Genomic DNA, 24,917 nt, shown 5'->3' with positions numbered 1-24,917 from the left:
GATAGTAGATTTTGCAAATTGGGACGTAACACTTTTAAAAAGTGTTACGTCCCAATTTGCAGTAAATGGTGTGTATTTTTGAATGAATCGGTGTGTATTTCTGCGCCAAGCGGTATGCATTTTTGTCACTTTGCATGGATTTCCTGAAATTCTGTCATATTCTGTCTGTACCACAGCGGCAGATTATTTCTCTGACAGACCGGATTTTTCCTTTCTTTGATAGCGATTGTTCTGCAAAACATTTTCCACAGTTCTTCTAACTCAAGTTCTTTTTCGGACAACCGTCCGGATACTTCTTCATCAAGCTTTTCTCCTTCTGCCAAAACCCACTGTTTTCCAGCCTCATGTGCCGCGAACATTTGTCTCCCTTTATCATATATCATCCAGTTTTCCATCGGAAAACGATCTTGAAAATGAGGCCCCAGACAGGGAAGCACCTGATTTTTAGGCGTAATTTCTGATAAAAGCACTCCATTTTCCAGCTCCCGAAATCTTATAAACCCTGTCAGCAAATGAGCCTCTTCCCCTACATTTCTGCTCAATTCAAATACTTTTTCTACATGTGTTTCCCCAAGATGATCCATAATCTTTCTGCTGTCCGGAATTTTTCTTGCCGCAAGCAAAGTCCCCAGAATCGCATCTCCCTTTTCCAGGTTTCTTGACAGCGATGCATAATACAAATCCCGGTATACAAGACTTCCCAGATTTTTAAGAATCATCTTCTCCACAGCTGCCGCTTTCCTCTCTGACTCTTCAATTTCCTGGTATTCACAAAAAAGCGCCGGCTCCACACTTCCCTGTATCGCTATACTAAGTTCTCTTCCTTCATTTCTCCTCTTCCACGCCTCATATACTGCCGAAAAAATCCCCGTAATACTATCTTTGCACACATATACTATTTTCATAACATCCCTCCCGAAATCTCACATCGTCAAACAAAGAAATCTGGCGATAAGTCATCCCATCTATTCCTTCCGGAAGTTTTTCTTTTGTATTCAGAAGATTTCTCGTAATGTAATCCTCTTCTATCTTTACCGGATACATCATCTTTCCGCCGCAGGTAATGAAATATAGTGCTCTCTTTAATACTACCCCCATTTTTTTCAAATCTTCAAAGCTCAACTTTCCATACCTCCTGGCTTTGACAATCCTGCCTGCCGAGCGATAACCGATTCCCGGGACTCTTAGCAAAGTCTCATAGTTCGCGGTGCTGATCTCTACCGGGAAAATGCCCAAATTCCGCAGGGCCCAGTTGCATTTCGGATCCAACAGGACATTAAAATTAGGATTATCCTCCGTAAGAAGCTCTTTTGCTTCAAAATGATAATACCGAAGCAGCCAGTCAGCCTGATAAAGCCTGTGCTCTCTAAGAAGAGGCGGCCCCTCCCCTGTCCTTGCCGGAAGACTGCTGTCCTCATTGACATGTACAAAAGCAGAGTAAAATACTCTTTTCAGCCCAAATTTTTTATAAAGAGATTCCGCCACATGGATAATCTGAAAATCTGTATCGGGAGTCGCCCCTATGATCATCTGTGTGCTCTGTCCTGCCGGGACAAAACGAGACGCATGTCTGTACACCTGAATCTCCTGCTTATTTTCTTCCATTCTGTTCTGCACAAGACGCATAGGAGAAAGTATATTTTTCCTTGTTTTGTGGGGCGCCAGACGTTTTAATCCTTCGGCTGTCGGAAGCTCCAGATTAACACTCATTCTGTCCACAAGAAAACCAAGCTTTTGGATCAACTCCTGACTTGTTCCAGGGATCGCTTTGACATGAATATAGCCTTGAAAATGAAATTCTGTACGCAGCTTGTAGAGGGCAGCGTAAATAAGTTCCATCGTATAGTCTGGACTGTGCAGAACACCGGAACTTAAAAAAAGGCCTTCTATATAATTCCTTCTATAAAATTCCATTGTCAAACTGCAAATTTCATCCGGGGTAAAAGAGGCTCTCGGCACATCGTTGCTTCGGCGATTGATACAGTATTTACAGTCATAAATACATTCATTTGTAAAAAGGATCTTTAAAAGAGAGATACATCTGCCATCTGCTGAAAAACTGTGACATATTCCCGCCTGTGCGCAGCTTCCAATCCCTGTACCATCATTTCTCCTCTCCGTTCCGCTGGACGTACAGGCCACATCATATTTTGCAGCATCTGTTAAAATCCTGAGTTTTTCATATACTGACATGGATTCCTGTAACTTCATTTTATTATCCCCTCCGCAAACAAGAACATATGTTTGTGCTAATTATACAAACATATGTTCTTGTTGTCAATATATACTTATACGGATTTACACCACCTTATACAAAAATACCCACCGTTTGGCGCAAAAAAACACACCGTTTAACGTAATTTGGGACGTAACACTTTTAAAAAGTGTTACGTCCCAAATTGAAATCAAATCTTATTCACCGCATCTTCCAGATACCGGTTGTCAGCCTCATAGAAACGTTCTTCTTCTACCAGCTCTGCCAGCCCTGCGTCTACAGGCATTTTTCCGAGAACCGGTATGCCAAGCCCTGCTGCCACTTCTTCAATATGGCTTTCTCCAAAGACAGAAATCTTTTTTCCACAGTCCGGACATACGAGATAACTGTAGTTTTCTACAATTCCTAAAACCGGAATATTCATTTTTTCCGCCATATGATAAGCTTTCTCCACAATCATCTGCACAAGATCCTGCGGGGATGTCACAATGACGATACCGTCCACCGGAAGGGACTGGAATACTGTCAGCGGCACATCTCCTGTTCCGGGCGGCATATCTACAAACAGATAATCCAGCTCTCCCCACATTACGTCGGTCCAGAACTGTGTCACCACGCCGGCAATAACCGGCCCTCTCCAGATCACCGGATCTGATTCGTTTTCCAGAAGAAGATTGACGGACATAATCCTTGTTCCGTCCTTCGCCTCACAGGGGAAAATTCCCTGCTCGCTTCCTTTAGCCTTCTCATGCAGGCCGTACATTTTCGGGATAGACGGGCCTGTGATATCGGCATCAAGGATTCCGACGGAAAATCCCTGCTGGCGCATCATTCTTGCCAGGGAAGCTGTCACCATGGACTTGCCGACACCGCCTTTTCCGCTTACTACTGCAATTACTTTATTGATATGAGAAAATGGATTTGCCGGTTCCTTCATATCCTGGGGTTTACTTCCACAGGAATCCGCATGCGCGCATCCGGCGCAGTCGGAAGGGGAACAACCATTTTGCTGCTCTGCCATGTCTTTTACCTCTTTTCTGATCTTCCGTTTTATTCTTCTACTGCTGCGATCACTTCGATCTCACACAGTACGTTCTTTGGAAGTGTTTTTACTGCGACACAGCTTCTTGCCGGTTTGGACGTAAAATATTTTGCATATACTTCATTGAATGCACCGAAGTCTCCCATATCTGCCAGGAAACATGTTGTCTTGATAACTTTGTCATAAGTGGTTCCAGCGGCATTAAGAAGTTCTCCGATATTTTTACATACCTGCTCTGTCTGCCCTTCAATTGTCTCTGCCTCAACTGCATCTGTAGCAGGATTAATGGCAATCTGTCCTGCTGCATAAAATACGCCGTTGTAAATATATCCCTGTGAATATGGTCCCAATGCCTTTGGTGCTTTTTCTGTTGCTACTACTTTCATTTCTATCTCTCCTTTGCCTTTTCTAATAATTTCTGTGCGACACACACGTCAAAAAGACCCATGCCTACAGATTTAAAGTATGTGGTTTTCTTTGCAATCTCATCTTCATCTGCATCCGATGCCAGGAACTTGTCCATCAAAACAACCTTATCCATTGTCAGACGGCCTTCTGCCAGAGGTACGCTTAAGTCTCCGCTCTCCTCACATGCATATGGCAGTTCAATGTATACATTGTCTACAAGATCCCATACTGCATCCGGTATCTCCCGCATTTCCGGCGTATAAGAACCGATGGCGATAATACATTTTCCTTCCAGAAGCTCTTTATCGTCAGGCAGCACCGGAGTCGTAGCGGCTGTTGTCGTACAGATGATATCACTTGCTTTGACTAATTCTTCCACTGTATTACATTGTACTACTTCCACTGCCGGATTATCAATAGTCTTCTTCAGTCTTTCTATGTAATCTGTCAGGTCCTTCTTGGTGCGGTTCCAGATATACACTGTTTTAATATCCCTTGCAGCGCACGCATAGACTGCCTGGTAAAATCCCTGCATACCGGCTCCTACGATTCCTACTGTATGAGCATCCTTTCTGGACAGATGGCGCATACCTACTCCGCCCACTGCACCGGTTCTCCATGCAGTCACAGCCTGCCCGTCCAATACAGCAAGCGGAGCGCCTGTCACCTGGTCATTGAGGATAACAAGGCCATCGATAGACGGCAGTCCAAGTTTTGCATTTTCCGGGAAAATCGTAAGCATTTTTGTCCCGATAATGCTCTTTGTATAACAGGGCATGTAAATCAGCGTTTTGTTTTCATGTTCGATCACCGGACGCGGCGGCATATAATATTCATCTGCGCCAAAAATACGATACGCCTCCTCAATCTGATCCATCATCTCCTGAGGATCTGTCAGTTTTTCAATTTCTTCCTTTCCTAAAAAAAGCATTTTCATCTTCCTCCCAATTCTTCTTTTTCTCTTGTTACATCTTTCAGCCATTTATAACTGAAATATCTTTTTAACGTAATAGGTACCTTAATCAGCTCATCGCTCATCAGGATCACATAGACTACAGGTACACTGGCATGAAACACAAATGCTGCCACTGCCCCCAGCAAAATAGAACATCCCCACATGGTAGACACATCCATGATAAGCCCGAATCTTGTATCGCCTCCGGAGCGAAAAATTCCTACCACCATAGTCGTATTCCATGACTGCGCCACTGTAAAATACGACATCACGAAAAACATAAAAATAAGATAACTCTTTGCCTGTCCAGAAAGAGCCAGATTTGCATTTGCAATAGGCGCTGCGATCAGGATAACCGCCCCTCCCGCTGCCCCTAAGATCAGGCTAAGTCCGGCAAACCGCTTTGCATATGCCTTTGCATGAGCCTGCTTTTTCTCACCGATCGTCTTCCCCAGATAAATGGCCGTTGCATGAGAAATCCCAAACACCACGACCGTCGCCAGCTGTCTTGCCACCTGGGCCACAGAATTGGCCGCCACAGCCGCGCTTCCAAGATGACCGATCACCGCTGTATTTGCCGAGCTTCCAAGTCCCCACATCAATTCATTGAGCACCACCGGCATGGCATAGACCATGTAATCCTTCAGCAAAACTCTGTCAATACGGATAAAATACCGGAATCGGATCCTTACCGTCTTATTGCGGAAAAATGCATAGCACAAAACGAGAACTGTCTCTGTGATCCTGGCACACAGGGTCCCGATGGCCGCTCCTACGATACCCATTTTCGGTGCGCCGTAAAGTCCGAAAATCAAAAGAGCATTGATCCCAATATTTACCAGAAGAGAAATAAGGTAGATCAGCGTAGCCACAGCCACTCTCTCAATACTTCTCATAATATTCAGATAGACCTGGGTCACTGCCATGAAAAGATAGGAAAGCCCTACAATCCTCAAGTACTTTGACCCTTCACTGATCACCTGAACGTCCGATGTATAAATCCGCATCAGCATTTCCGGGGCGCCGATCGCTGCCACGGCAAAGACAAGCGCAGTGCCGATTCCTGCCACAAGCCCCATTCCCAGTACCTTTTCAATGGTTTCAGTATCCTGTTTTCCCCAGTACTGTGCCGTGAGCACCGTAGCTCCCGATGTAATCCCCATGAAGATCAGCGTCATGATAAACTGAACCTGCCCGGCCAGAGAGGCTCCGGAGAGCACCTTTTCTCCTACTTTTCCAAGCATGATCACGTCTGCCGCCGTCACGCCTACATTGATCAGATTCTGCAACGCCAGCGGAAGCACCAGTGCAAAGACGCTTCTATAAAATCCTTTCCAGTCGATTTCCGGACTAGTTGTGGTTAGCTGCCTTGTATATCTCATATGCATCCTGAGCGTTTATTTTCTTGAAGGCCCCAAGGAGAATCGTATTCCCCTTTGTCGCACTGTCCGCCAGTTTCCGAAGGATCTCGTCCGGCTGAACGCCGATCTCCAACTCACCTATGCACACCGGCATGTGGAGAGAACGGAAAAAGTCTTCTGTTTTCTCGATAGCTTTGACTGCTGCCGCCTCGTCCTCTTCTTCCTCAATTCCCCACACCCGTCTTCCATAGCGGGCAAATCTTGAAACATCGATCCGGTACACATATCTGGCCCAGCTTCCCCACACAGCAGACAAAGTCGCTCCGTGAGCCACATCAAACATACCGCTGATCTCATGTCCCAGCTTATGACAGAGAAAATCTTTTGGACGTCCAAGTCCGGTTAAATTATTGTGCGAAACACTTCCGCACCACATGATCTCACTCATGGCGTCATAGTCCGTCTGATCTTCATAAGCTTTCGCTCCGTATGTGATCATGGTTCTTAAAAGTCCTTCTGCAATCTCATCTGTCAGAGCATTGCCGTCTACAGGCGTAAAATATCTCTCCAGCGTGTGCATCATAATATCTACAATTCCGCATGTAAGCTGATATTTCGGCAAAGTGTAGGTAAGCTTTGGATTCATAACTGCAAATTTCGGCCGATTAAAATCCGTGTTGATCCCGGCCTTTTTCCCTGTCTCCTCATTTGTCAGCACTGCCGAATCGCTTGTCTCACTTCCCGCTGCAGATATAGTCAGGATCACACCTACCGGAAGCGCTTTTGTCACTGCCTTTTCTCCCATCCAGAAGCTCCAGATATCTGTTCCCGGATCTGCTGCTCCAATGGCTACCGCCTTTGCTGTATCAATGACGCTTCCGCCGCCTACCGCCAGGATCAGATCTGCCTGAAAGCTGACTGCCTTTTTCACACCTTCTCTTGCAAGTCCAAGGCGCGGATTAGGCTGTACGCCTCCCAGCTCTTCATAGTCAATTCCTTCTTTTTCCAGCTCCTCCTCCACCTTATTAAGAAGGCCGCTTCGTTTTACGCTCCCGCCGCCGTAAATAACCAGTACTTTGCTTCCGCCCCATTTTTTTGCGAGTCTTCCCGCTTCATTCTCGGCATCTTCGCCAAATACAATTTCCGTTGGCGCATACTGTACAAAATTTTTCATAAAAGACCCCCTTGCGCTGCAATTTTCTATTCATTTGCATTGTATCACAAGAAACCGGCCAATTCAATCCGACCGGTTCTCTGCGGACAAAAACCCGGATTGCCCCGCATGTCAAACGTTTCTTGCTTTACTTTTCATATGGACTTCCGTCATAATAGCAGTAACAGCAGACTCTTTATTGAAAGGAGAACCCGCCATGAAAGAAAATGATATAGATATCGGGAAAAAGATCAGTAATATCCGTAAAGCCTGCAATATGACCCAGGAAGAATTTGGCGCACTCTTCCATGTCACAAGGCAGACCGTATCTAATTGGGAAAATGAAAAAAATTATCCGGATCTGAAAACACTGATTGAAATAAGCGACCGCTTCTCTGTTTCTCTGGATCAGATATTGAAAGAAAATCCAAGAATGGTAAAAACCATTGACCAGGAGCGCATACGCGGGTCTTTCAAACGTCAGAAGGCTGTGACAGACTTTCTCTGTGGCGCGGGAACCGGTCTTATAATAGGCGGCCTGATGGCTCCATCCTCTCCGCGCCAGGCTATTGTTATCTTCATCGGCATCGGACTTGTTTTTGCCGGTTCCGTTTTACAATTTCGCTATCAGGAAAGGCTTTCTGCTCTTTTGGATGACAGGTTCCGGTTATGATCCGCTTCTAAAGGGCAGACTCTAAAGAGGCACTTGGCTCTTCCATTGATTTTCCTCCATATCCCGCATATAATAAACACAGGAAAATCTAATGTCACATGTCATTTTGCTCACAAAAGGAGGCATTTCATTTATGATCAAAGAAACTCTGCCGCAGCATATGAAACCATTGGATACGATTAAAGGCTTTCCCGTCCGTCCCGGGCTCTATGAATATTTCGGCGCATGGGCCATTCCGGGCGGCGTCAGCTTCACGGTCCATTCCCAAAATGCCTTCTCCTGTGAGATCCTTCTCTTTCACAGGGAAGCCGAAGAGCCATATGCTGTACTCCCCATCCCGGACAGTTACCGGATCGGCCACGTTTTTTCCATGATCGTGTTTGGTCTGGATGTGGAGGAATTTGAATATGCCTTCCGCCTGGATGGGCCTTATGAACCGGAAAAGGGATTGATCTTTGACAAAAAAAATATTCTGATCGATCCCTATGCCAAAGCCATCACCGGACAGAGCACCTGGGGAAAGAAAGTCCAAAAGAGCGGCTATCGGGCACGAGTTGTCAAAAACAACTTTTACTGGGGAGTAGAACCGCAGCTCTGCACGCCCATCGAGGATCTTATCATCTATGAACTCCATGTCCGGGGGTTCACAAAGATGGCCCGGGATGTGACTGCTCCCGGCACATTTCGCGGGGTGCGTGAAAAAATACCCTATTTGAAGTCTCTGGGTATAAACGCCGTGGAACTGATGCCCGTCTTTGAATTCGACGAGTTGATGGATGAACGCACCGTAGACGGACATCAGCTCCTTAACTACTGGGGCTACAGCACTGTCAGCTTCTATGCTCCCAACACAAGTTACGCTTCTGATATTGAATATAATCGGGAAGGACTGGAATTGAAAGAACTGGTCAAGGAACTCCACGAAAACGGAATTGAGATCATTCTGGATGTGGTTTTCAACCATACAGCCGAAGGCAATGAAAAGGGGCCTGTCTTTTCATTCAAAGGATTTGACAACAATATTTATTACATGCTCACTCCGGAAGGCTGCTATTACAATTTCAGCGGGTGCGGAAATACCATGAACTGTAATCACCCGGTTGTACAGCAGATGATCCAAAGCTGCCTCAGGTATTGGGTGACTACCTACCGGATTGACGGCTTTCGCTTTGATCTTGCCTCCATCCTGGGGAGAAATGAAGATGGTTCTCCCATGGAACATCCTCCCCTTCTTAAGAGCCTTGCCTTTGATCCTGTGCTTGGAAATACAAAACTGATTGCAGAAGCCTGGGATGCAGGCGGTCTCTATCAGGTGGGAAATTTTCCTTCTTTCCGGAGATGGAGTGAGTGGAACGGACGTTACCGGGACGATATGAGAAATTTCCTGAAAGGACAGATTGAATACACACCTGCAGCTCTTTGCCGAATTGCCGGTTCCCCGGATATTTACGATCCGGAAATCAGAGGCACCCACGCATCTGTCAATTTCCTCACCTGCCATGATGGCTTTACATTGTATGATCTTTACGCTTACAATGAAAAACATAATGAGGCAAACGGCTGGGATAATACAGACGGGGCCAACGACAACCGCAGCTGGAACTGCGGCGCTGAAGGAGATACAGATGACGCGGATGTCCTCTCCCTTCGCATGAAGATGATCCGAAACGCCTGCGCAGTGCTGATGTGCAGCCGGGGAACCCCTATGTTTTTTGCAGGAGATGAATTTTGTAATACTCAGTTCGGCAACAACAATCCTTACTGTCAGGACAATGAGATCTCCTGGCTCGACTGGACCCTTCTTGAAAAACACCAGGATATCTTCCTTTTTTTCCAGTATATGATCCATTTCCGCAAAAATCATCCGGTTCTTCGAGGTTCCGGAAAAAGCTGCCGCTATGATCTTCCCGACGTAAGTTTTCACTCTGAAATACCATGGCAGTCTCCCGATTCAAGCGGAATCGGGGTAGCCGGAGTTCTCTTTGCCGGCTATGACGCGGATGCTGCCAGAGACGACATTGTTTTTCTCGCCATTAACGTACACTGGGAAGCCCATGATATCCAGGTTCCCCATCTCCCAGAGGGGCTTTGCTGGCACTTTGCTGTCAATACCGGCGATCAGGAACACCTCTTGTTTCATGATCCCCTTCCTGTGCTCTCCTGCGATCACTTTCTTATTGGAGAACGCTCCGTGGTTATTCTTGTGGCTTCCCACCCATAGGTGCTGGAACAAAGAGTTCCGCTAAATAAAAAGTCCCGGGCTTATAAGCCCAGGACTTTTTCTATCTCTTCTTTTTCCGGCATCACTTTCAAAGCTCCCTTGCGGCTTGTGATGATGGATGCTCCTGCATTTGCAAAGCGAAGAAGCTCTTTTAAATTTTCTTCTGTCAGATTCTCAAGGCCATGCTCCAGCACATAATTCAAAGCACACGCCTCGAAAGTATCGCCCGCCCCCGTAGTCTCAATAGTATCTTTTCTAATGAAAGGAGCTACCTCTACGATCATGTCCTTGTAATATGCCCTGCTTCCTTCTTTTCCAAGAGTCACAAAGATAAGAGGAATATCATAGCTTTCTCTTAGCATCTCCACACCTTTGTTGTAGTCGTCCGTTCCAGTCATAAATTCCATCTCATTATCGGAAATTTTCAGAATGTCGCATTTTCCAAGACCATATTCGATCTCTTTTCTGGCATCCTCAAGGCTGTCCCAGAGAGGCTCTCTTAAATTAGGATCAAAGGAAACCAAAAGGCCGTTCTCTTTTGCCACATCAATGGCATACCTTGTAGCTTCCCGCACTTCCGGGTGAGTGGAGGACAAAGTACCGAAGTGGAAAATTTTTGCCGCTTTTATGATCTCGGGATCGACTTCCTCTTTCTTCAGCATCATATCCGCTCCCGGATTCCGGTAAAAAGAAAATTCTCTATCCCCATCCGGAAAGGTATGGACAAAGGCAAGTGTGGTGTGAACCTCATCGTCCATCATCAGATTTGTGACATCTGTTCCGCTCTCCTCCACTACTGTTTTCAGCATGGTTCCAAACTGATCCCGGCCCACTTTTCCGATAAAGGCCGTCTTCTTTCCCAGTTTGTTCAGCATAGCCAGTACATTGCAGGGCGCTCCCCCCGGATTTGCCTCCATCAGAGGATTCCCCTGGCTGCTTAAACCATTTTCCGTAAAATCAATCAAAAGCTCTCCCAATGCCACAACATCATACTTCTTCTCCATATCTTTCCTCCTTATTTTCGTCGTCCCTAGCAGTCCATCACCTTTTTTAAGGCCCATGTCTCCAGAGATCGGATTTTTAATTTTCCCCGGGGAACAGATATCCTGTTATGATCCTGTGTCTCGTCTGCAAAAATATTACAACTGTGGTTTGTCTCATAATTTTCCGCAAAAACTTCTATGGAACTTTTATCTGAAAAGATATGTACAAGAAGCTTTTCCCTGTCCTTCATTTTCAGAGGACTGTGGCTGGCCCCTTTGCTCCATCCGTCCGCATGCTCCCGCGAAACCTGCATACTCTGATCCCTAAGGTCAAATGTAACCTCGGTCTTTCTCTCGTTATCAGACCGAAGCTGCAAAGAAAAAGTCTCCGCTGTCGTACTGTTAAGATCAATTTCCAGTTTAAGCTCATAGGACACGCCGTCGCTAAGCGGGATATCCATGATCTCCTCCTCCAGCAGGATTTCTTCTTTCGCACGGGCACCTTCTCTAAGAGTCTTCAGCTCTTCTACCGGCTCAAACCTCAGCGTATGATCCGGGTTCAATTTCACTTCCCTTGGGATATTAAAAGACCCACACCATCCTTCTTTGTATGTCGGTCCCCAGTCTTTCCAGAAAGGCATCCAATCCCAACCGTTAGCCCAGCTGATGAGGATCCGCCTTCCTTTCGGGTCTTCAAAAGACTGCGGCGCATAATAGTCAAATCCCCAATCGATCTCCCCGCTGACATCATAGACAAACTTTCCCGTTTCATAGTTAAGATCTCCCACCAGATAGACGCTGGTCCTCTCACCAGCCCCCATAGGTGAAAACATAAGGACATATTTGTCTCCCAGCGGATAGATATCCGGACATTCCCACATGTAGCCCCACTCGCCCCGGCTTTCTGCCAGTACATTTACAAAATCCCAATTCAGCATATCCCTGGAGCAGTAAAGCAAAGCCTGTGCAAAATTATTTTTCCTTGCACCACATATCATATAATATTTTCCACCATGTTTCCAGACTTTTGGATCACGAAAAAAATCTTTTGGCACATTTGGAGGAGCCGTGAGTACAGGATTGCCCTCATACTTTTCAAAATGGATCCCATCTTCGCTGTAGGCGATACACTGGGACTGTTCAAATCCATTTCCGTCATTCTTTGTTCCGGTGTACATAAGGAACAGTTTGCCATCATGCTCAATAGCGCTTCCTGAAAAACATCCTCCCCTCATATGGTCATCATAGCTTTCGCTTGGTGCAAGAGCCAAAGGAAGGTACTCCCAGTGCACCAGATCTTCACTGACTGCATGGCCCCAATGCATGTAATCCCAGAATCCGTAATAGGGATTATACTGGAAAAACAGATGGTACCTGCCTTTGTAATAAATCAGGCCGTTAGGGTCGTTGATCCACCCGGTCTGGGCCATGAAATGATAATTCTGACGCATCCTGCCCTGCTTTACCAGCTCTTTCTTTCTGTCAATCTCTTCCTGGGCCTTTTCTATTTTTTCCTGCATTAATTTCTTTGACATAAGCGTTTGCTTCCTTTATGTTATTTATAGTCATCTCTTAATTTTTTTGCAAATTCTGTATTCAGGCGGGATTCTCTTCTTGCTTTATCCTCCTTGATTCTGAACTGCTCTTCCCTGGCCGGTTTATAGACATTCCAGCGCTCTTCATAAGAACTTCTGGCCGCCTTCATTTCCTCTGTCAATTCCGGCTGTGTCAGTTTCCTCTCCGGAAGCTTAGGAACATTCGGCAGTCTTTCTTCCACAGGAAGGATCTCAATGGGCTGCGCTGTAGGAAGAGTCTGATACCAATATGCGGTAGAACTCCAATCGTCAGAGAGATGATTTGCATGTCCATGCTCAATCGTTACTTTCAAATGTTTTTCAAACCGTACCGGATCTGTGATATGGAAACGGTAAGATACCTGGAATCCGTCTGTGTCTCCCTCGTGGACAATTGTTCCGAAAAACGGAAAGGCATTCCTCTGCATTCCCCAGGCATGGTTAAAGTAATCCTCTGTTCCGGTTCCATTCAGGCTAGGATACTCTTCTCCGTCGATGAAGAACATATCGTTTCCTTCTCCCCACCAGCTACCCTGGTAATGTTTTACTGTCAGATTGCAGCCCACATAGTGTCCGGTTCCTTCCACATCCAGTACAACATAATTGCCATCCCCTTTTAAGTTAGTAACATTATTTACCTCCGGAGAATTGACCTGAATATCCGGTCCCCATCCATCGCAGGGATTTTCCCGATGCCAGGAAGCATGGAAGTATGCTGTGTTCTCATCCAGTGGTTCCTTGTACATTTCATAATCAATATTAAAATATAAAATAAACGGAATGTCATTTTCATTGATGATCTCAATTTTTGCCTTCTTATTAAAAGGCATCGGGAAATAACAGGACACCGAACAGGGTGCTCCATATCTTCCTGCCTCCTCCGGCTTCAGGGAAACATTAAAAGGAAGGGAGGAAAAATTCCCCGGATAACAGTTACCGATGCAAAAGAAATCGCCAAAAGGTGCAAGCACGCTCGGAGTATCCTGATCGTCCCATGTAATTTTAATCAGAGCCTTTCTGTAATAGAAAGGATCATAATCATCCCAGATTACACCCAGCGCCGGATGGATTTCCATAACAGGCGCTGCCGATGCATTCAGCTTCGGATCCAGAATACTGGGGGATTTCACTCTTCTGCAGGAAGAGGTCATCCAGATATGTGTAATACAACCCGGTCCTTCTATTTCTCCAAGTGTAATGCTCTCCCCTGCTGGAATTTCCCAGTAATCCTGATTTTTTCCTCTCTGATCCCAGCTCGCCAGGCGCCCGTTTCTTGCCTTTTTAATTGTTGTCAAATCTTTAAATAATCCTGATACATTACTCATAATTCTTTTCCTTTCTCCTGTTTTTATCCTTTGACAGCTCCTGCTGTCATTCCTTCTACAATATGCTTCTGGAAAATCCCATAGAAAATCAGCTCTGGAATAATGATCATCACACTGGAAGCAATAATGCCGCCGTAATCCACTGTGTAGTTGCCCTTAAAGAAGGATGCTCCCATGGAAAGAGTGTAATCTGATACATCCCTTAGCATAACTGAGGCAAACGGATATTCATTCCAGATATAAAGGACATTAAATGTTACAATAGTAGCGATGACCGGCTTCGACATAGGAAGGATCACCCGGAACATCAGATCCCACAGGGAACAGCCGTCTATAATGGCCGCCTCGTCAATCTCCACAGGAAGAGATTTCATATAATTGGTAAGCAAAAGCGTATTAAAGGAAATTGATGTCGCCACATAGGGCATGATCAGCGCAAACTGTTCCCTTAAATGAAGCCTCACATTGATCTGATACACCGGAAACAGCAGAATAAATGGTGAGATTGACAATCCAATGATCAAAAATCCATACAGCATGGACCGGATCTTTTTGTTTTTGAACACCATCCTGCTTAAGACAAAAGAGCTGAAAAAGGTGATCACCAGCTCTATGATCAGCGAAACCACGCACACAAAGATTGTGTTGCCATAAAGTCTGATAAAATCAAGAGTCTTAGTGGCATTGATATAATTCTCCAGATTCAGTGATTCCGGAAGCGCCAGTGGATTTGTCATAATATCGGCGCTGCTCCTGAAGGAGAGGATCAGCATCCAGATAAAAGGGAATACAACAATCAATGTAATGGCAATGATCAAAATATACATCACTGTTTTTTTCTTTTTTCCGATCATCTTTTGTTCCCTCCTTCTCTTTCCCGTGTCAAAAAGGAATAAATCCCCGTAATAATTAAAGACAGTACAAATGTTACCGTTGCAAGAGACATTCCGTATCCATAATTGCCGCTGGTGAATGTAGTAGAATAACTATAGGTAACCAGTGTTTCCGACAGATGGTTCGGACCACCTCCCGTTGTCTGCTGCACGATCTCAAAGATCTTGAATACTCCGGTAATGATGAGCACCGCCACCGTAGAGATGGTGGAACGCATCATAGGAATAATGACATATCGAATCTTCTGCATCGTGCTGGCGCCATCAATCTTTACTGCTTCCAGCACTTCCTCCGGTATCATTTTCAGTCCTGCAATAAAAATAGTCACCAGATACCCCAGCTGCTGCCAGAAATAAATGAAAGCAATACTGTAGGGCGAAAGCGTCTCTCCGCCGATCCACTTCTGTTTTAAAAAGTCAAGATGAAGCGCGTCTAAAATGTTGTTGATGATCCCCACATTGGGATCCAAAATATAAACCCAGATAATACCTACAATGATCGGCGCAATAATTGCCGGGGAGAATATAAGGGCTTTCGCAAAATCTGTGCCTTTCAGTTTATTGTTCAGCAAAAGGGCGATCAAAAATGAAATTGTCAAAAGAAGAACAAATGCAAGCACAAAAATGATCATTGTATTTTTAAGCGACACCCAAAACACTTTATCTTTAAAAAGCCTCATGTAATTCTCAAGTCCTACAAACGTTGCTTTTCCGATTCCCGAATATTTGGTGAAACTGTACCATACAGCAATCCCGATCGGCAAAATGATAAACACACTGTAAACAATCAACGTAGGTAGTACCAGTCCGATCTTATATCTTTTTTTACTAAGCCAATACATAATTTATCTCCTCCGGCAGTTTCTTCTATATCATAACTTGATTCCTGCTATATACTCTGTTTTTGCTGCCGCTCTATTCATAGGACAAAGTTTCATCCATTTTGTCCAGGGCTTCTTCCGGTGTGTATGTTCCCTGAAGCACTCCGAAAATACCATTGTAAAGTTCTGTCTGAACAGCAGAGCCAACTGTAAGGTCCGGAGCTGATTCGGGGCTTGGCCATCCTGCTGACAGAGCTTCCAGCATTGCGTTCATGGCATACTGTGTGTCGGAAGCTGCAATACCTTCATAAGAGGTTGCCGGGAAGATAGAGCCTTCATAGGACATTTTTGCCGCATCTTCACTGTAGTAGAAATTAAGGAATGTATAGACAGCTTCCTTCATTGTCTCGTCATCTGCTGTTTCTGCATTGACTGCAATAGGAGCTGCGGGAACTTTCATCGCCACGTTCTGTTCATAATCACTGTCTGTAAAGACAGGTCCCCACCAGAATCCTACTTTATCGCCAAGATTTTCATCAAACTCACTGCAATCCCACTGTCCTGTGCCAAACATTGCTGCCGTACCGTTGTCAAAGAGCTGTTTTGCATCAAAATATTCAATAGTTGCCATATTGTCCGGAAAAGCACCTGCATCTTTTAACCCTTCCATTTTTTCAAAGCAGGCAACAAGATCCGAATTATTGAATTTCTTCTCTCCACTTAAAATCGCATCGATATTTTCAGACCATCCGTATCTTTCCAGAAATTCATTAAACTCCCACATTGTGTAGCTGCTGTTTTTGCTTCCGATGGCAATCGGAGTGACGCCGGATTCCTTTAATTTGGCGATCATATCCAGAAACTCTTCATATGTAGTCTCATTTGTAGGATATTCTACCCCGGCAGCGTCAAATAATTCTTTATTATAGAAAAATCCCTGAACATTACACTGATAAGGCAAACCATACTGAATCTCACCGTTGTTATAACTGTCTTCCATTCCATTTAAAGCTTCGTCAATATCTGTATTTTCCTTCAGATAATCTGACAGATCCATCAACACACCCGACTCTGCATACTCTGGAGCCTGAGCTCCCTCCACCCAGAAAATATCCGGAAGGGTTCCATCCGTAGACTGAAGCTTCAGATTCTTGGAATGAGTTTCCGTATCTGCCGCTTCAAATTCCACCTTATATTTTCCTTCATACTTCTTGTTAAATTCCTGGACAATGTTGTAAGTCACAGGCTCCTGATCTTCCGGGTTGGCTACATGAATACCAAACTTGATCGTAGTTTCTCCACCGTCACTGTTCTCTTCGTCTGTGCTGCTTCCGCATCCCGCCAGCAGGCCTGCTGAAAGAACTGTAACGAGACTTGCGGAAATCCACCTTTTTGCCGTCATTTTTTTCATAAAAATCGTCCTCCTCTTTCTCCTTATGGAACCCGTTCCATAGTAGTTAAAAATGAAAAGCCAAATTGTTTCTGTTTGATAATGGAACCCGTTCCACTTTTCAGTAAAAAAAATAATTTTTGGCTTTCATTTTTCCGGTTACATCTTATTCCGTATTTCCCTGCGCGCTCCGGGAATACTTTATAAGTTATTTTCAATATAGCACCCTTGTCTATTTGTGTCAATACCAACATCAAAAAATATGCTTTTTTGTGTATTCTTACTAATTTCTCATATACTCTTCCCTTGTACAAAGTCCACATCAATCACCTGATGACTCTCGTATTCTTTTCCTTCAATAATCCGAATGATTGTATCCACACAACATTCTGCAAGTTTTTCAATATCCTGCGAAACCGATGTAAGCGGCGGATCTGTCATGTAAATGACATCCAAACCATCGTAGCCTATGATCTTTACATCCTGAGGGATTTTGTATCCTCTCTGTTTTAAAACATTCATGCAGGCGATAGCCGGAATATCTGCTGAAAAAATACCGTCTACATCCGGGTATTTTACCATCTCTTTTTGCATATAACGCCTGAAATGCTCGTGGGAAAACAGATTCCAGTTTGTCTCCACAGTCCTTACCCTGATGCCATGTTTCGTACAGATCTCCTCAAATACAATATGCCGCTGATTGGCCGGTGTCGTCACTTTTGAGGAAGTAGTAAACTGCAAGACATTACGGCATCCCGCCTTTATCACTGCTTCAGCCGCAAGGGCACCTCCCTTTTTGTGATCGGAATGTACCAACGGTATCTGCCCGTTAAAGTCTTTATCCATGGCCAGGATCGGCCTGTTGATCTTCAGATATTCCTCGCTGTGCAGCGTATGGGCAGCTGCAATTATCCCGTCCACCACATTTCTCTCCAGCATCTTCAAATATTCTTTTTCCCGGTTACTGATCCCTACAGTATTACAGATCATAGTCTTATAATTCCGCTCATAAAGATTGATCTCAATGTATTTACTCAGCTTTGAGAAAAAAGGATGTTCCAAGTCCGGTACGATCACTCCTATGATCCCCGATCGGTTCCTGTAGAGGTTTCTCGCCAATTCATTGGGCTGATAATCAAGTGTTTTGATAGCGGTCTCTATCCGGTTTCTGCTCTCTTCAGACACATAGCCGCTTCCGTTTAAGTAACGCGATACCGTGCCAATACCTACATGCGCTTCCCTGGCAACATCTCGTATTCCTGCCATATGATCCCTCCTTTCTCTCCTTCTTTTGTCTATTATACTTGAATCCTCTCTTTTCGACAATTGTCTTTTTACGATATTTACGAAAGAAGCCCCTGATGATCAATCATCAAAGGCCTCTTTCATCTTATCCATAAATCCTTTTTTCTTCCCTTTTTTGGCCGATTCCAGCTCTTCCTGTGACTGATTCAGAGTATTCCCTGTCAAAGCGTCAAATTTCTTCAGCGCTTCTTTCGCCTCACTGCTCAGCCGTTCCGGTGTCTGGATAACAAGGGTCACATAATGATCGCCCCGTACCTGGGAATTGCGGATGGATGGAACTCCTTTTCCGCGAAGACGTACTTTTGTATCTGTTTTTGTTCCCGGTTTCACCGTATAGATCACATCTCCGTCTACTGTCTTGATGCGCACATCACCGCCGAGGGCAGCCTGCGCAAAAGAAATGGGCGCAGTAGAGAAAATATGCATATCCTGTCTCTGGAAGATTGGATGGCGTGAAACGCTAACTTCCACCAGAAGATCTCCTCTTGGTCCTCCATTGACTCCCGGTTCTCCCTTTTCACGTATTCTTACACTCTGACCGTTATCAATTCCTGCCGGAATAGATACGGAAATCTTCTTTTTACTGGAAATGTATCCAGAGCCGCTGCAGTCCGGACATTTTTCACGTATGATCTTTCCGCTTCCATGACACTCCGGACAGGTCTGTACATTCTGGACGGTACCAAAGAAAGACTGCTGTGTGTATACCACCTGTCCTTTACCGCCGCATTTCGGACAGGTTTCAGGAGAAGTTCCCGGCTTAGCTCCTGTTCCGTTACATTTCGGGCATGGATCCTTCAGAACTACATCCAGCTCCTTCTCACAGCCAAATACAGCCTCCTCAAAAGTAATACGGACACTCTTGCGGATATTCATTCCTTTCATCGGGCCTTGATTTGCACGCCCGGAACGTCTTCCGCCGCCAAACAGATCACCGAAAATATCACCAAAAATGTCACTGAAATCTGCACCACTGAAATCAAAACCACCGAAGCCTCCGGCTCCGCCGGCCCCACCTTCAAATGCTGCATGCCCGAACTGGTCATACTGACGACGCTTCTCCGGATCACTCAAAACAGCATAGGCCTCGGAAGCTTCTTTGAATTTCTTCTCTGCCTCTTTGTCTCCAGGATTCATATCCGGATGGTACTTCTTTGCCACCTGCCTGTATGCCTTTTTCAGAGTCGCTTCATCGGCATCTTTGCTGACTCCCAGCACTTCATAGTAATCTCTTTTTGATTCTGCCATTATCTATCACCTTTCGTTTTTTTCATGTGAAGGCAGCAAGCTTTTGCCTGCATACAAAGTTCTGCGGGGCCCAATACTGTCCGGGCTTTTTAAGCCCGAAGCCTGCATTGGGTTCCGCAGAACTCTTTTTTATTAGGCCTTTATCCTGGCTACTTACCTGTCCTTAGACCTCTTTGTAGTCTCCATCTACTACATCGTCGCCGCCAAATCCTTCCGGAGACGGACCTGCTCCTGCTCCCGGATTCGGACCTGCTCCCTGTGCGCCTGCATTTGCTCCGGCATTAGCGCCAGCCTGCTCATACATCTTGGCAAATACTTTCTGTGCGCTTTCCATCAGCTTTTCTTTTCCTGCTTTGATCTCTGCGATCTGGGCATCTGAAATATCTTCCATGTTTACTTTTTCCAGCAGTTCTTTCAGCGCTTTGCAGTCTGCCTCTACTGCTGCTTTCTCGGAAGCGTCGATCTTATCTCCTACTTCCTCCAGAGCTTTCTCTGTCTGGAATACGAATGCATCTGCATCGTTCTTTGTATCAATTCCTTCTTTTCGTTTCTTATCCTGTGCCTCAAATGCTGCAGCTTCTTTTACAGCTTTCTCAATATCTTCATCAGACATATTGGATCCGGCAGTAATTGTAATGTGCTGTTCTTTTCCTGTTCCCAGGTCTTTTGCAGATACATTTACAATACCATTTGCATCGATATCGAATGTAACTTCGATCTGCGGGATTCCGCGTGGTGCCGGCGGGATTCCATCCAGTCTGAACTGTCCAAGTGACTTGTTGTCCCTTGCGAACTGTCTCTCACCCTGTACAACGTTGATGTCTACTGCTGTCTGATTGTCTGCAGCTGTAGAGAAGATCTGGCTCTTCTTTGTAGGAATGGTCGTGTTTCTCTCGATCAGTCTTGTTGCAACGCCTCCCATTGTCTCAATAGACAGGGAAAGTGGAGTAACATCCAGAAGGAGAATATCTCCTGCGCCTGCATCTCCTGCCAGCTTACCGCCCTGTACGGAAGCACCAAGTGCAACACATTCATCCGGATTCAGAGATTTGCTTGGCTCTTTGCCTGTCAGCTGTTTTACTTTATCCTGTACAGCCGGAATACGTGTAGAACCACCTACCAGCAGTACCTGACCAAGTTCTGAAGATGTGATGCCTGCATCAGAGAGTGCTCTTTGTACCGGCTCTGCAGTCTTTTCTACCAGGTCGTGAGTCAGTTCATCAAATTTTGCTCTTGTAAGATTCATATCGAAATGCTTCGGTCCTTCTGCTGTTGCAGTAATGAACGGAAGGTTGATATTTGTTGTTGTTGCAGAAGACAGCTCTTTCTTTGCCTTCTCTGCAGCTTCTTTCAGTCTCTGAAGCGCCATCTTATCTGTAGATAAGTCAACACCTTCTGTTTTCTTAAATTCAGAGATCATATAATCTGTGATCTTCTGGTCGAAGTCATCACCGCCAAGTCTGTTGTTTCCGGCTGTAGACAATACTTCAATAACACCGTCGCCGATTTCAATGATGGAAACGTCGAATGTACCGCCTCCTAAATCGTATACCATGATCTTCTGTTCTTTTTCATTGTCAAGACCATATGCAAGAGCTGCCGCTGTAGGCTCGTTGATAATACGTTTTACATCCAGACCTGCAATTTTTCCTGCATCCTTTGTTGCCTGACGCTGTGCGTCGTTGAAATAAGCAGGAACTGTAATAACTGCCTCTGTCACTTTCTCGCCAAGATATCCTTCTGCGTCTGCTTTCAGTTTCTGAAGGATCATTGCGGAGATTTCCTGCGGAGAGTATTTCTTTCCGTCAATCTCTACCTTGTAATCAGATCCCATCTCTCTTTTGATAGAAGAGATTGTCTTCTCAGCATTTGTAACTGCCTGACGTTTTGCAGGCTCACCTACAAGCCTTTCTCCTGTTTTTGTAAATGCCACTACAGACGGTGTTGTCCTTGCGCCTTCTGTATTCGCAATAACTACTGGCTGTCCGCCTTCCATTACGGCTACACAGCTGTTTGTCGTACCTAAGTCAATACCAATGATTTTTCCCATGATCTATTCCTCCTGTTTTATAAAAATTTGATTGTTTGCCTGTTAGTTTGCTACCTTTACCATGCTGTGTCTTACCACGCTGTCACGGTAGGTATAACCTTTCTGAAATTCCTCGGCTACCATGTTCTCACCGAAATTTTCATTCTCCACATGCATCACTGCATTGTGAAAATCAGGGTTAAATTCCTGACCCACTGCCTCGATCGGTTTCACCCCAATCTCATCCAGTGTAGTCATCAACTGTTTATACACCTTATCCATGCCCTGCATGAACGGATGCTCCTTATCCTCCTCAGCTACCGCTGCAAGTCCTCGCTCAAAGTTGTCAACAACCGGAAGGATTTTTTCTATGATATCTTTCGCTCCAACCTCATACATCTGGGATTTTTCCTTTTCTGTACGTTTGCGGAAGTTATCAAACTCGGCCATCTGCCTTGTGAGCTTATCTGTAAGCTCCTCGATCTTTTCATCTTTTTTGTCTTTTTTATTCTTTCTGCCAAAGAACTTTTTATCGCCCTGCTTCTCCTGCTGGGTTTCTTCTGTGTCTTCCCCTTCTTTAACGTCTTCTTCTTTGGCTTCTTCCTGACCCTCTGCTGTTTCCTCTTTGTCTGTTTCAGCATTTTCCTGGTCAGCTGCTGCTTTTTTTGCTTCCTCCACAGCTTCTTTTACCATTTCTTCCTGGCTCTTTTCCTGTCCTGTCTCTTTTTTATTCTCTTCCAAGGGTTCATCCACCTTTCTTATTCTTTCTTATGAAACATCGCATCCAATTCACCTTGAAGGCGCTTCAGCGATTTTAACACATGTTCATAATCCATTCGCTTCGGTCCGATAATACCTATCGTACCCCGCATCCCATCTCCCAATTCATATGTTGCAGTTACAACGCTGCAGTCTTTCATGGTCTGTACCGGAGTCTCATCTCCAATATATACCTGAATCCCGGTATTGTCTTCCTGTGAAAGGGTCTGGGTAACCAGCTCGGTCAGCTGCTGTTTTTCCTCAAAGGCACTGATGATTTCCTGGGCGCTCTGCTTATCGCTAAGCTCCGGATATTTGAAAATATTCGTAGCGCCGCTTGTATAAATCTGCATATCCTCATCAATCTGTATTGCATCGGCAACTGCATCAAGCACATCGCTGATCACTTCACTGTGGATTCCAGCCTGCTCTTTCAGCCTCGCGATCAGTCCCAGATTGATTTCTTCAATAGACATGCCGTTCAGTGATGTATTCAAAAGCATATTCAGTTTCAGAAGATTTTCATTGCCAAGGGGTTCTCTTACATTAATAATCTTATTCTTGATTACATTCCCCCCCAGCACAATGACTGCAATAACCTGCTCTTCATCTACCTGGGAAAGCTGAATAAACTTCAGCCTGTTGGCACTGTTTCTCGGAGTGGAAACCATGGTCGCATAATTGGTATTTGCCGCAAGCACCTGTGCTGCCTGTTTCAGAAGCTGATCCATTTTATCAGCTTTCTGCAGCATCTGCTCCTGCATTTCATTCAGCTCCTGCTCCTTTTCTTCCATCAGCATATCCACATATAAGCGGTATCCTTTGTCCGAAGGAATCCTTCCTGCCGATGTATGAGGCTGCAGGATATATCCAAGTTCTTCCAGATCAGCCATCTCATTTCGGATCGTCGCAGAACTTAAATTCAAATCCGTATATTTGGATATTGTTCTGGATCCTACCGGCTCTCCTGTCTCCAGATAGGTCTGGATGATCGCATGAAGAATTTTCAGTTTTCTTTCACCCAGTCCTTCTGCATTCTGCATCCTAACTGCCTCCTTTTGTTTTGTTAGCACTCATTTCATCCGAGTGCTAATCTCTACGGTTATTAATGTATCACTCCTAATTTTATTTGTCAACAGGATTTATAGATTTTTTATTTTTTACGTGATATACTGCTACTATTCACAGGCATACTCTGAATACAGGAGAAATATATGAATCGAACCATTGATTATAAAATAGGAAAAGAAGCGGACGGGCTTCGGGTAGAGCAGTTTTTGAAAAGGAAAGGCTACTCCCGCCAGAACCTTTCTGTTATCAAACGGATGCCCAAAAGCATTCTGGTAAACGGCGTCCACTACTATATGCGCCAGCAGCTTAAGGAAGGGGACTTGCTTTCCGTGCACATATGCGAAGAGAAATCCTCGGAAAAGATCCCTCCCGTCCATCTGCCGCTGGATATCATATACGAAGACGAGGATATCATTGTCATCAATAAGCCTGCTGGAATGCCCATCCACCCGTCCATGAACAATTATACCAATTCCATGGCAAATGCACTGGCCTGGTACTATCAGGAACAGGGGAAACCTTTCATTTTCCGCTGCTGCAATCGTCTGGATAGAGACACTTCCGGTCTGACGGTGGTTGCAAAGCATCTTGTCAGCGCCGGCATTCTTTCCTCTATGGTAAGCGAAAAGGCCCTGTGCCGGGAATATCTGGCTATTGCCAGCGGACATGTAAGTCCTAAGTCCGGTACCATATGCGCGCCTCTTGCCCGCAAAGGCACTTCCATTATCGAGCGGATGGTAGACTTTGAGCACGGGGAAAACGCTGTCACTCACTACCGTACGGTAGGTGTGTACGGTCCTCACACATTAGTTGCCCTGAAACTGGAAACCGGGCGCACCCATCAGATCCGGGTGCACATGCAGTACCTCGGCTATCCTCTCATCGGAGATTATCTCTATAATCCGGATATGAAATACATCAGCCGGCAGGCACTTCACTCCTACCGGCTGTCATTTTCACATCCCATTACAGGAAGATTTATGGAATTTACTGCCCCGCTTCCAAACGATATGAAAGAAGTGCTGAATATAACGTAATAGCATCTGCAGACACAGACATGATATATAGAAGAAATCCCGAAACGCACCCATTCGTTTGCGTTCCGGGATTTTTCTTAACTTAATTCTATCTTCCGGGCTTCTTCCGGCTTAAATTCATTTTCCAGATCATAAATATTATGTCCCGTAGACTCTCCCAGCACTCTTCCTTCCAGAGAATAGCAGCGGATAAATCTCTTGGGTTCAATGCTTGACCAATGCTCTACATCCCATGTAAGATAGCCGTCCTCGTCCGATTTTTTCTCTTTCAGATAGAGATCTACCTGTCTGCCGTCCTGCATGATCTTGATCAGATCTTTGTAATCGCCGATCTCAATTTCTTCCTTTTTCACAGTATCGTAAATTTTCATTTCCTATTCCTCCTGAAACTGTTTCAACGTCTTCTATGAATAGTTTACCTTTCTCTTTTAAAAAACTCAAGTAAAAAATATTG

At 45.0% G+C, this 24,917-nt stretch carries 22 protein-coding genes; 3 read left to right on the top strand and 19 right to left on the bottom strand.

Annotated elements, in window-relative coordinates; translation table 11 throughout:
- Positions 1 to 125: 125 nt before the first annotated feature.
- The 7 genes from R2J37_RS06915 to R2J37_RS06885 form a co-directional block, all read right to left on the bottom strand.
- Positions 126 to 905, bottom strand: a complete 780-nt coding sequence (locus tag R2J37_RS06915) for a TIGR03915 family putative DNA repair protein (RefSeq protein WP_230106454.1) — start codon at positions 903 to 905, stop codon at positions 126 to 128.
- Positions 877 to 2,211, bottom strand: coding sequence for a putative DNA modification/repair radical SAM protein (locus R2J37_RS06910; protein ID WP_230106455.1), 1,335 nt, complete (start codon positions 2,209 to 2,211; stop codon positions 877 to 879). Before R2J37_RS06910 ends, R2J37_RS06915 begins: the two co-directional genes overlap by 29 nt.
- Positions 2,212 to 2,405: 194 nt before the next feature.
- Entirely contained in the window at positions 2,406 to 3,236 is an 831-nt protein-coding gene (locus tag R2J37_RS06905) for an Mrp/NBP35 family ATP-binding protein (RefSeq protein ID WP_230106456.1), read from the bottom strand.
- A gap of 29 nt (positions 3,237 to 3,265) precedes the next feature.
- Complete coding sequence (locus tag R2J37_RS06900) at positions 3,266 to 3,643, bottom strand: Rid family detoxifying hydrolase (RefSeq protein WP_230106457.1); 378 nt, start codon at positions 3,641 to 3,643, stop codon at positions 3,266 to 3,268.
- 2 nt (positions 3,644 to 3,645) lie between these two features.
- Positions 3,646 to 4,596, bottom strand: a complete 951-nt coding sequence (locus R2J37_RS06895) for an ornithine cyclodeaminase family protein (RefSeq protein ID WP_316266821.1) — start codon at positions 4,594 to 4,596, stop codon at positions 3,646 to 3,648.
- 2 nt (positions 4,597 to 4,598) lie between these two features.
- Entirely contained in the window at positions 4,599 to 6,002 is a 1,404-nt protein-coding gene (locus R2J37_RS06890) for an MATE family efflux transporter (RefSeq protein WP_256193937.1), read from the bottom strand.
- The gene (locus R2J37_RS06885; RefSeq protein WP_316266818.1) at positions 5,971 to 7,155 is read right to left on the bottom strand and encodes an iron-containing alcohol dehydrogenase; all 1,185 of its coding nucleotides are present in this window, start codon (positions 7,153 to 7,155) and stop codon (positions 5,971 to 5,973) included. The genes R2J37_RS06890 and R2J37_RS06885 overlap by 32 nt, the downstream gene beginning before the upstream one ends.
- A gap of 196 nt (positions 7,156 to 7,351) precedes the next feature.
- Here R2J37_RS06885 and R2J37_RS06880 point away from each other — a divergent pair, with 196 nt between their 5' ends.
- Both R2J37_RS06880 and R2J37_RS06875 read left to right on the top strand, forming a co-directional pair.
- On the top strand, positions 7,352 to 7,807 hold the full coding sequence (locus R2J37_RS06880; RefSeq protein WP_230106461.1) for a helix-turn-helix domain-containing protein: 456 nt from the start codon (positions 7,352 to 7,354) through the stop codon (positions 7,805 to 7,807).
- A 133-nt stretch (positions 7,808 to 7,940) separates the two neighbouring features.
- A complete protein-coding gene (locus R2J37_RS06875) occupies positions 7,941 to 10,028 on the top strand; it encodes a glycogen debranching protein (RefSeq protein ID WP_316266816.1) in 2,088 nt (695 codons plus the stop codon).
- 41 nt (positions 10,029 to 10,069) lie between these two features.
- On the opposite strand, the gene R2J37_RS06870 is transcribed toward R2J37_RS06875, so the two are convergent.
- The 11 genes from R2J37_RS06870 to hrcA all read right to left on the bottom strand — a co-directional run bounded on the left by R2J37_RS06870 (position 10,070) and on the right by hrcA (position 23,398).
- The gene (locus R2J37_RS06870; protein ID WP_230106463.1) at positions 10,070 to 11,032 is read right to left on the bottom strand and encodes a carbohydrate kinase family protein; all 963 of its coding nucleotides are present in this window, start codon (positions 11,030 to 11,032) and stop codon (positions 10,070 to 10,072) included.
- A gap of 26 nt (positions 11,033 to 11,058) precedes the next feature.
- Entirely contained in the window at positions 11,059 to 12,546 is a 1,488-nt protein-coding gene (locus R2J37_RS06865) for a glycoside hydrolase family 32 protein (protein ID WP_316266814.1), read from the bottom strand.
- A 20-nt stretch (positions 12,547 to 12,566) separates the two neighbouring features.
- A complete protein-coding gene (locus tag R2J37_RS06860) occupies positions 12,567 to 13,910 on the bottom strand; it encodes a glycoside hydrolase family 172 protein (RefSeq protein WP_230106465.1) in 1,344 nt (447 codons plus the stop codon).
- Positions 13,911 to 13,933: 23 nt separating this feature from the next.
- Positions 13,934 to 14,764, bottom strand: a complete 831-nt coding sequence (locus R2J37_RS06855; RefSeq protein WP_230106466.1) for a carbohydrate ABC transporter permease — start codon at positions 14,762 to 14,764, stop codon at positions 13,934 to 13,936.
- Positions 14,761 to 15,645, bottom strand: coding sequence for a carbohydrate ABC transporter permease (locus R2J37_RS06850; RefSeq protein ID WP_230106467.1), 885 nt, complete (start codon positions 15,643 to 15,645; stop codon positions 14,761 to 14,763). The genes R2J37_RS06855 and R2J37_RS06850 overlap by 4 nt, the downstream gene beginning before the upstream one ends.
- A gap of 73 nt (positions 15,646 to 15,718) precedes the next feature.
- A complete protein-coding gene (locus R2J37_RS06845) occupies positions 15,719 to 17,035 on the bottom strand; it encodes an ABC transporter substrate-binding protein (RefSeq protein WP_230106468.1) in 1,317 nt (438 codons plus the stop codon).
- A 270-nt stretch (positions 17,036 to 17,305) separates the two neighbouring features.
- Complete coding sequence (locus tag R2J37_RS06840) at positions 17,306 to 18,280, bottom strand: LacI family DNA-binding transcriptional regulator (protein WP_316266812.1); 975 nt, start codon at positions 18,278 to 18,280, stop codon at positions 17,306 to 17,308.
- Between the two features lie 99 nt (positions 18,281 to 18,379).
- On the bottom strand, positions 18,380 to 19,567 hold the full coding sequence (gene dnaJ / locus R2J37_RS06835) for a molecular chaperone DnaJ (RefSeq protein ID WP_316266810.1): 1,188 nt from the start codon (positions 19,565 to 19,567) through the stop codon (positions 18,380 to 18,382).
- A gap of 163 nt (positions 19,568 to 19,730) precedes the next feature.
- Positions 19,731 to 21,617 (bottom strand): molecular chaperone DnaK, encoded by a 1,887-nt coding sequence (gene dnaK / locus R2J37_RS06830; protein ID WP_316266808.1) that lies wholly within the window; start codon positions 21,615 to 21,617, stop codon positions 19,731 to 19,733.
- A gap of 42 nt (positions 21,618 to 21,659) precedes the next feature.
- Positions 21,660 to 22,289, bottom strand: coding sequence for a nucleotide exchange factor GrpE (gene grpE / locus R2J37_RS06825; RefSeq protein ID WP_316267005.1), 630 nt, complete (start codon positions 22,287 to 22,289; stop codon positions 21,660 to 21,662).
- 65 nt (positions 22,290 to 22,354) lie between these two features.
- The gene (gene hrcA / locus R2J37_RS06820) at positions 22,355 to 23,398 is read right to left on the bottom strand and encodes a heat-inducible transcriptional repressor HrcA (protein ID WP_230106472.1); all 1,044 of its coding nucleotides are present in this window, start codon (positions 23,396 to 23,398) and stop codon (positions 22,355 to 22,357) included.
- A gap of 171 nt (positions 23,399 to 23,569) precedes the next feature.
- Between hrcA and R2J37_RS06815 the strand changes: the two genes are divergently transcribed.
- Positions 23,570 to 24,463 carry an RluA family pseudouridine synthase gene (locus tag R2J37_RS06815; protein ID WP_316266806.1) on the top strand — a complete coding sequence of 298 codons (894 nt, stop codon included), beginning with the start codon at positions 23,570 to 23,572 and terminating at the stop codon, positions 24,461 to 24,463.
- 77 nt (positions 24,464 to 24,540) lie between these two features.
- On the opposite strand, the gene R2J37_RS06810 is transcribed toward R2J37_RS06815, so the two are convergent.
- Complete coding sequence (locus R2J37_RS06810) at positions 24,541 to 24,834, bottom strand: hypothetical protein (RefSeq protein WP_230106474.1); 294 nt, start codon at positions 24,832 to 24,834, stop codon at positions 24,541 to 24,543.
- Positions 24,835 to 24,917 lie beyond the last annotated feature (83 nt).

The organism is Claveliimonas bilis (assembly GCF_030296775.1).
Classification (GTDB): Bacteria; Bacillota; Clostridia; order Lachnospirales; family Lachnospiraceae; genus Claveliimonas; species Claveliimonas bilis.
The sequence above is the reverse complement of the archived record's forward strand: the minus strand, read 5'-3'. Positions and strand labels throughout refer to the sequence as shown.

What these genes read in the sequence shown, in the direction of transcription:
- hrcA (WP_230106472.1), bottom strand. Translation starts at nt 23,398, where the DNA reads ATGCAGAATGCAGAAGGACTGGGTGAAAGAAAACTGAAAATTCTTCAT.
- dnaJ (WP_316266810.1), bottom strand. Translation starts at nt 19,567, where the DNA reads ATGGCAGAATCAAAAAGAGATTACTATGAAGTGCTGGGAGTCAGCAAA.
- R2J37_RS06885 (WP_316266818.1), bottom strand. Translation starts at nt 7,155, where the DNA reads ATGAAAAATTTTGTACAGTATGCGCCAACGGAAATTGTATTTGGCGAA.
- R2J37_RS06910 (WP_230106455.1), bottom strand. Translation starts at nt 2,211, where the DNA reads ATGAAGTTACAGGAATCCATGTCAGTATATGAAAAACTCAGGATTTTA.
- R2J37_RS06900 (WP_230106457.1), bottom strand. Translation starts at nt 3,643, where the DNA reads ATGAAAGTAGTAGCAACAGAAAAAGCACCAAAGGCATTGGGACCATAT.
- R2J37_RS06860 (WP_230106465.1), bottom strand. Translation starts at nt 13,910, where the DNA reads ATGAGTAATGTATCAGGATTATTTAAAGATTTGACAACAATTAAAAAG.
- grpE (WP_316267005.1), bottom strand. Translation starts at nt 22,289, where the DNA reads ATGGTAAAAGAAGCTGTGGAGGAAGCAAAAAAAGCAGCAGCTGACCAG.
- R2J37_RS06875 (WP_316266816.1), top strand. Translation starts at nt 7,941, where the DNA reads ATGATCAAAGAAACTCTGCCGCAGCATATGAAACCATTGGATACGATT.
- R2J37_RS06915 (WP_230106454.1), bottom strand. Translation starts at nt 905, where the DNA reads ATGAAAATAGTATATGTGTGCAAAGATAGTATTACGGGGATTTTTTCG.
- R2J37_RS06840 (WP_316266812.1), bottom strand. Translation starts at nt 18,280, where the DNA reads ATGGCAGGAATACGAGATGTTGCCAGGGAAGCGCATGTAGGTATTGGC.
- R2J37_RS06845 (WP_230106468.1), bottom strand. Translation starts at nt 17,035, where the DNA reads ATGAAAAAAATGACGGCAAAAAGGTGGATTTCCGCAAGTCTCGTTACA.
- R2J37_RS06895 (WP_316266821.1), bottom strand. Translation starts at nt 4,596, where the DNA reads ATGCTTTTTTTAGGAAAGGAAGAAATTGAAAAACTGACAGATCCTCAG.
- R2J37_RS06815 (WP_316266806.1), top strand. Translation starts at nt 23,570, where the DNA reads ATGAATCGAACCATTGATTATAAAATAGGAAAAGAAGCGGACGGGCTT.
- R2J37_RS06810 (WP_230106474.1), bottom strand. Translation starts at nt 24,834, where the DNA reads ATGAAAATTTACGATACTGTGAAAAAGGAAGAAATTGAGATCGGCGAT.
- dnaK (WP_316266808.1), bottom strand. Translation starts at nt 21,617, where the DNA reads ATGGGAAAAATCATTGGTATTGACTTAGGTACGACAAACAGCTGTGTA.
- R2J37_RS06880 (WP_230106461.1), top strand. Translation starts at nt 7,352, where the DNA reads ATGAAAGAAAATGATATAGATATCGGGAAAAAGATCAGTAATATCCGT.
- R2J37_RS06905 (WP_230106456.1), bottom strand. Translation starts at nt 3,236, where the DNA reads ATGGCAGAGCAGCAAAATGGTTGTTCCCCTTCCGACTGCGCCGGATGC.
- R2J37_RS06890 (WP_256193937.1), bottom strand. Translation starts at nt 6,002, where the DNA reads ATGAGATATACAAGGCAGCTAACCACAACTAGTCCGGAAATCGACTGG.
- R2J37_RS06850 (WP_230106467.1), bottom strand. Translation starts at nt 15,645, where the DNA reads ATGTATTGGCTTAGTAAAAAAAGATATAAGATCGGACTGGTACTACCT.
- R2J37_RS06865 (WP_316266814.1), bottom strand. Translation starts at nt 12,546, where the DNA reads ATGTCAAAGAAATTAATGCAGGAAAAAATAGAAAAGGCCCAGGAAGAG.
- R2J37_RS06870 (WP_230106463.1), bottom strand. Translation starts at nt 11,032, where the DNA reads ATGGAGAAGAAGTATGATGTTGTGGCATTGGGAGAGCTTTTGATTGAT.
- R2J37_RS06855 (WP_230106466.1), bottom strand. Translation starts at nt 14,764, where the DNA reads ATGATCGGAAAAAAGAAAAAAACAGTGATGTATATTTTGATCATTGCC.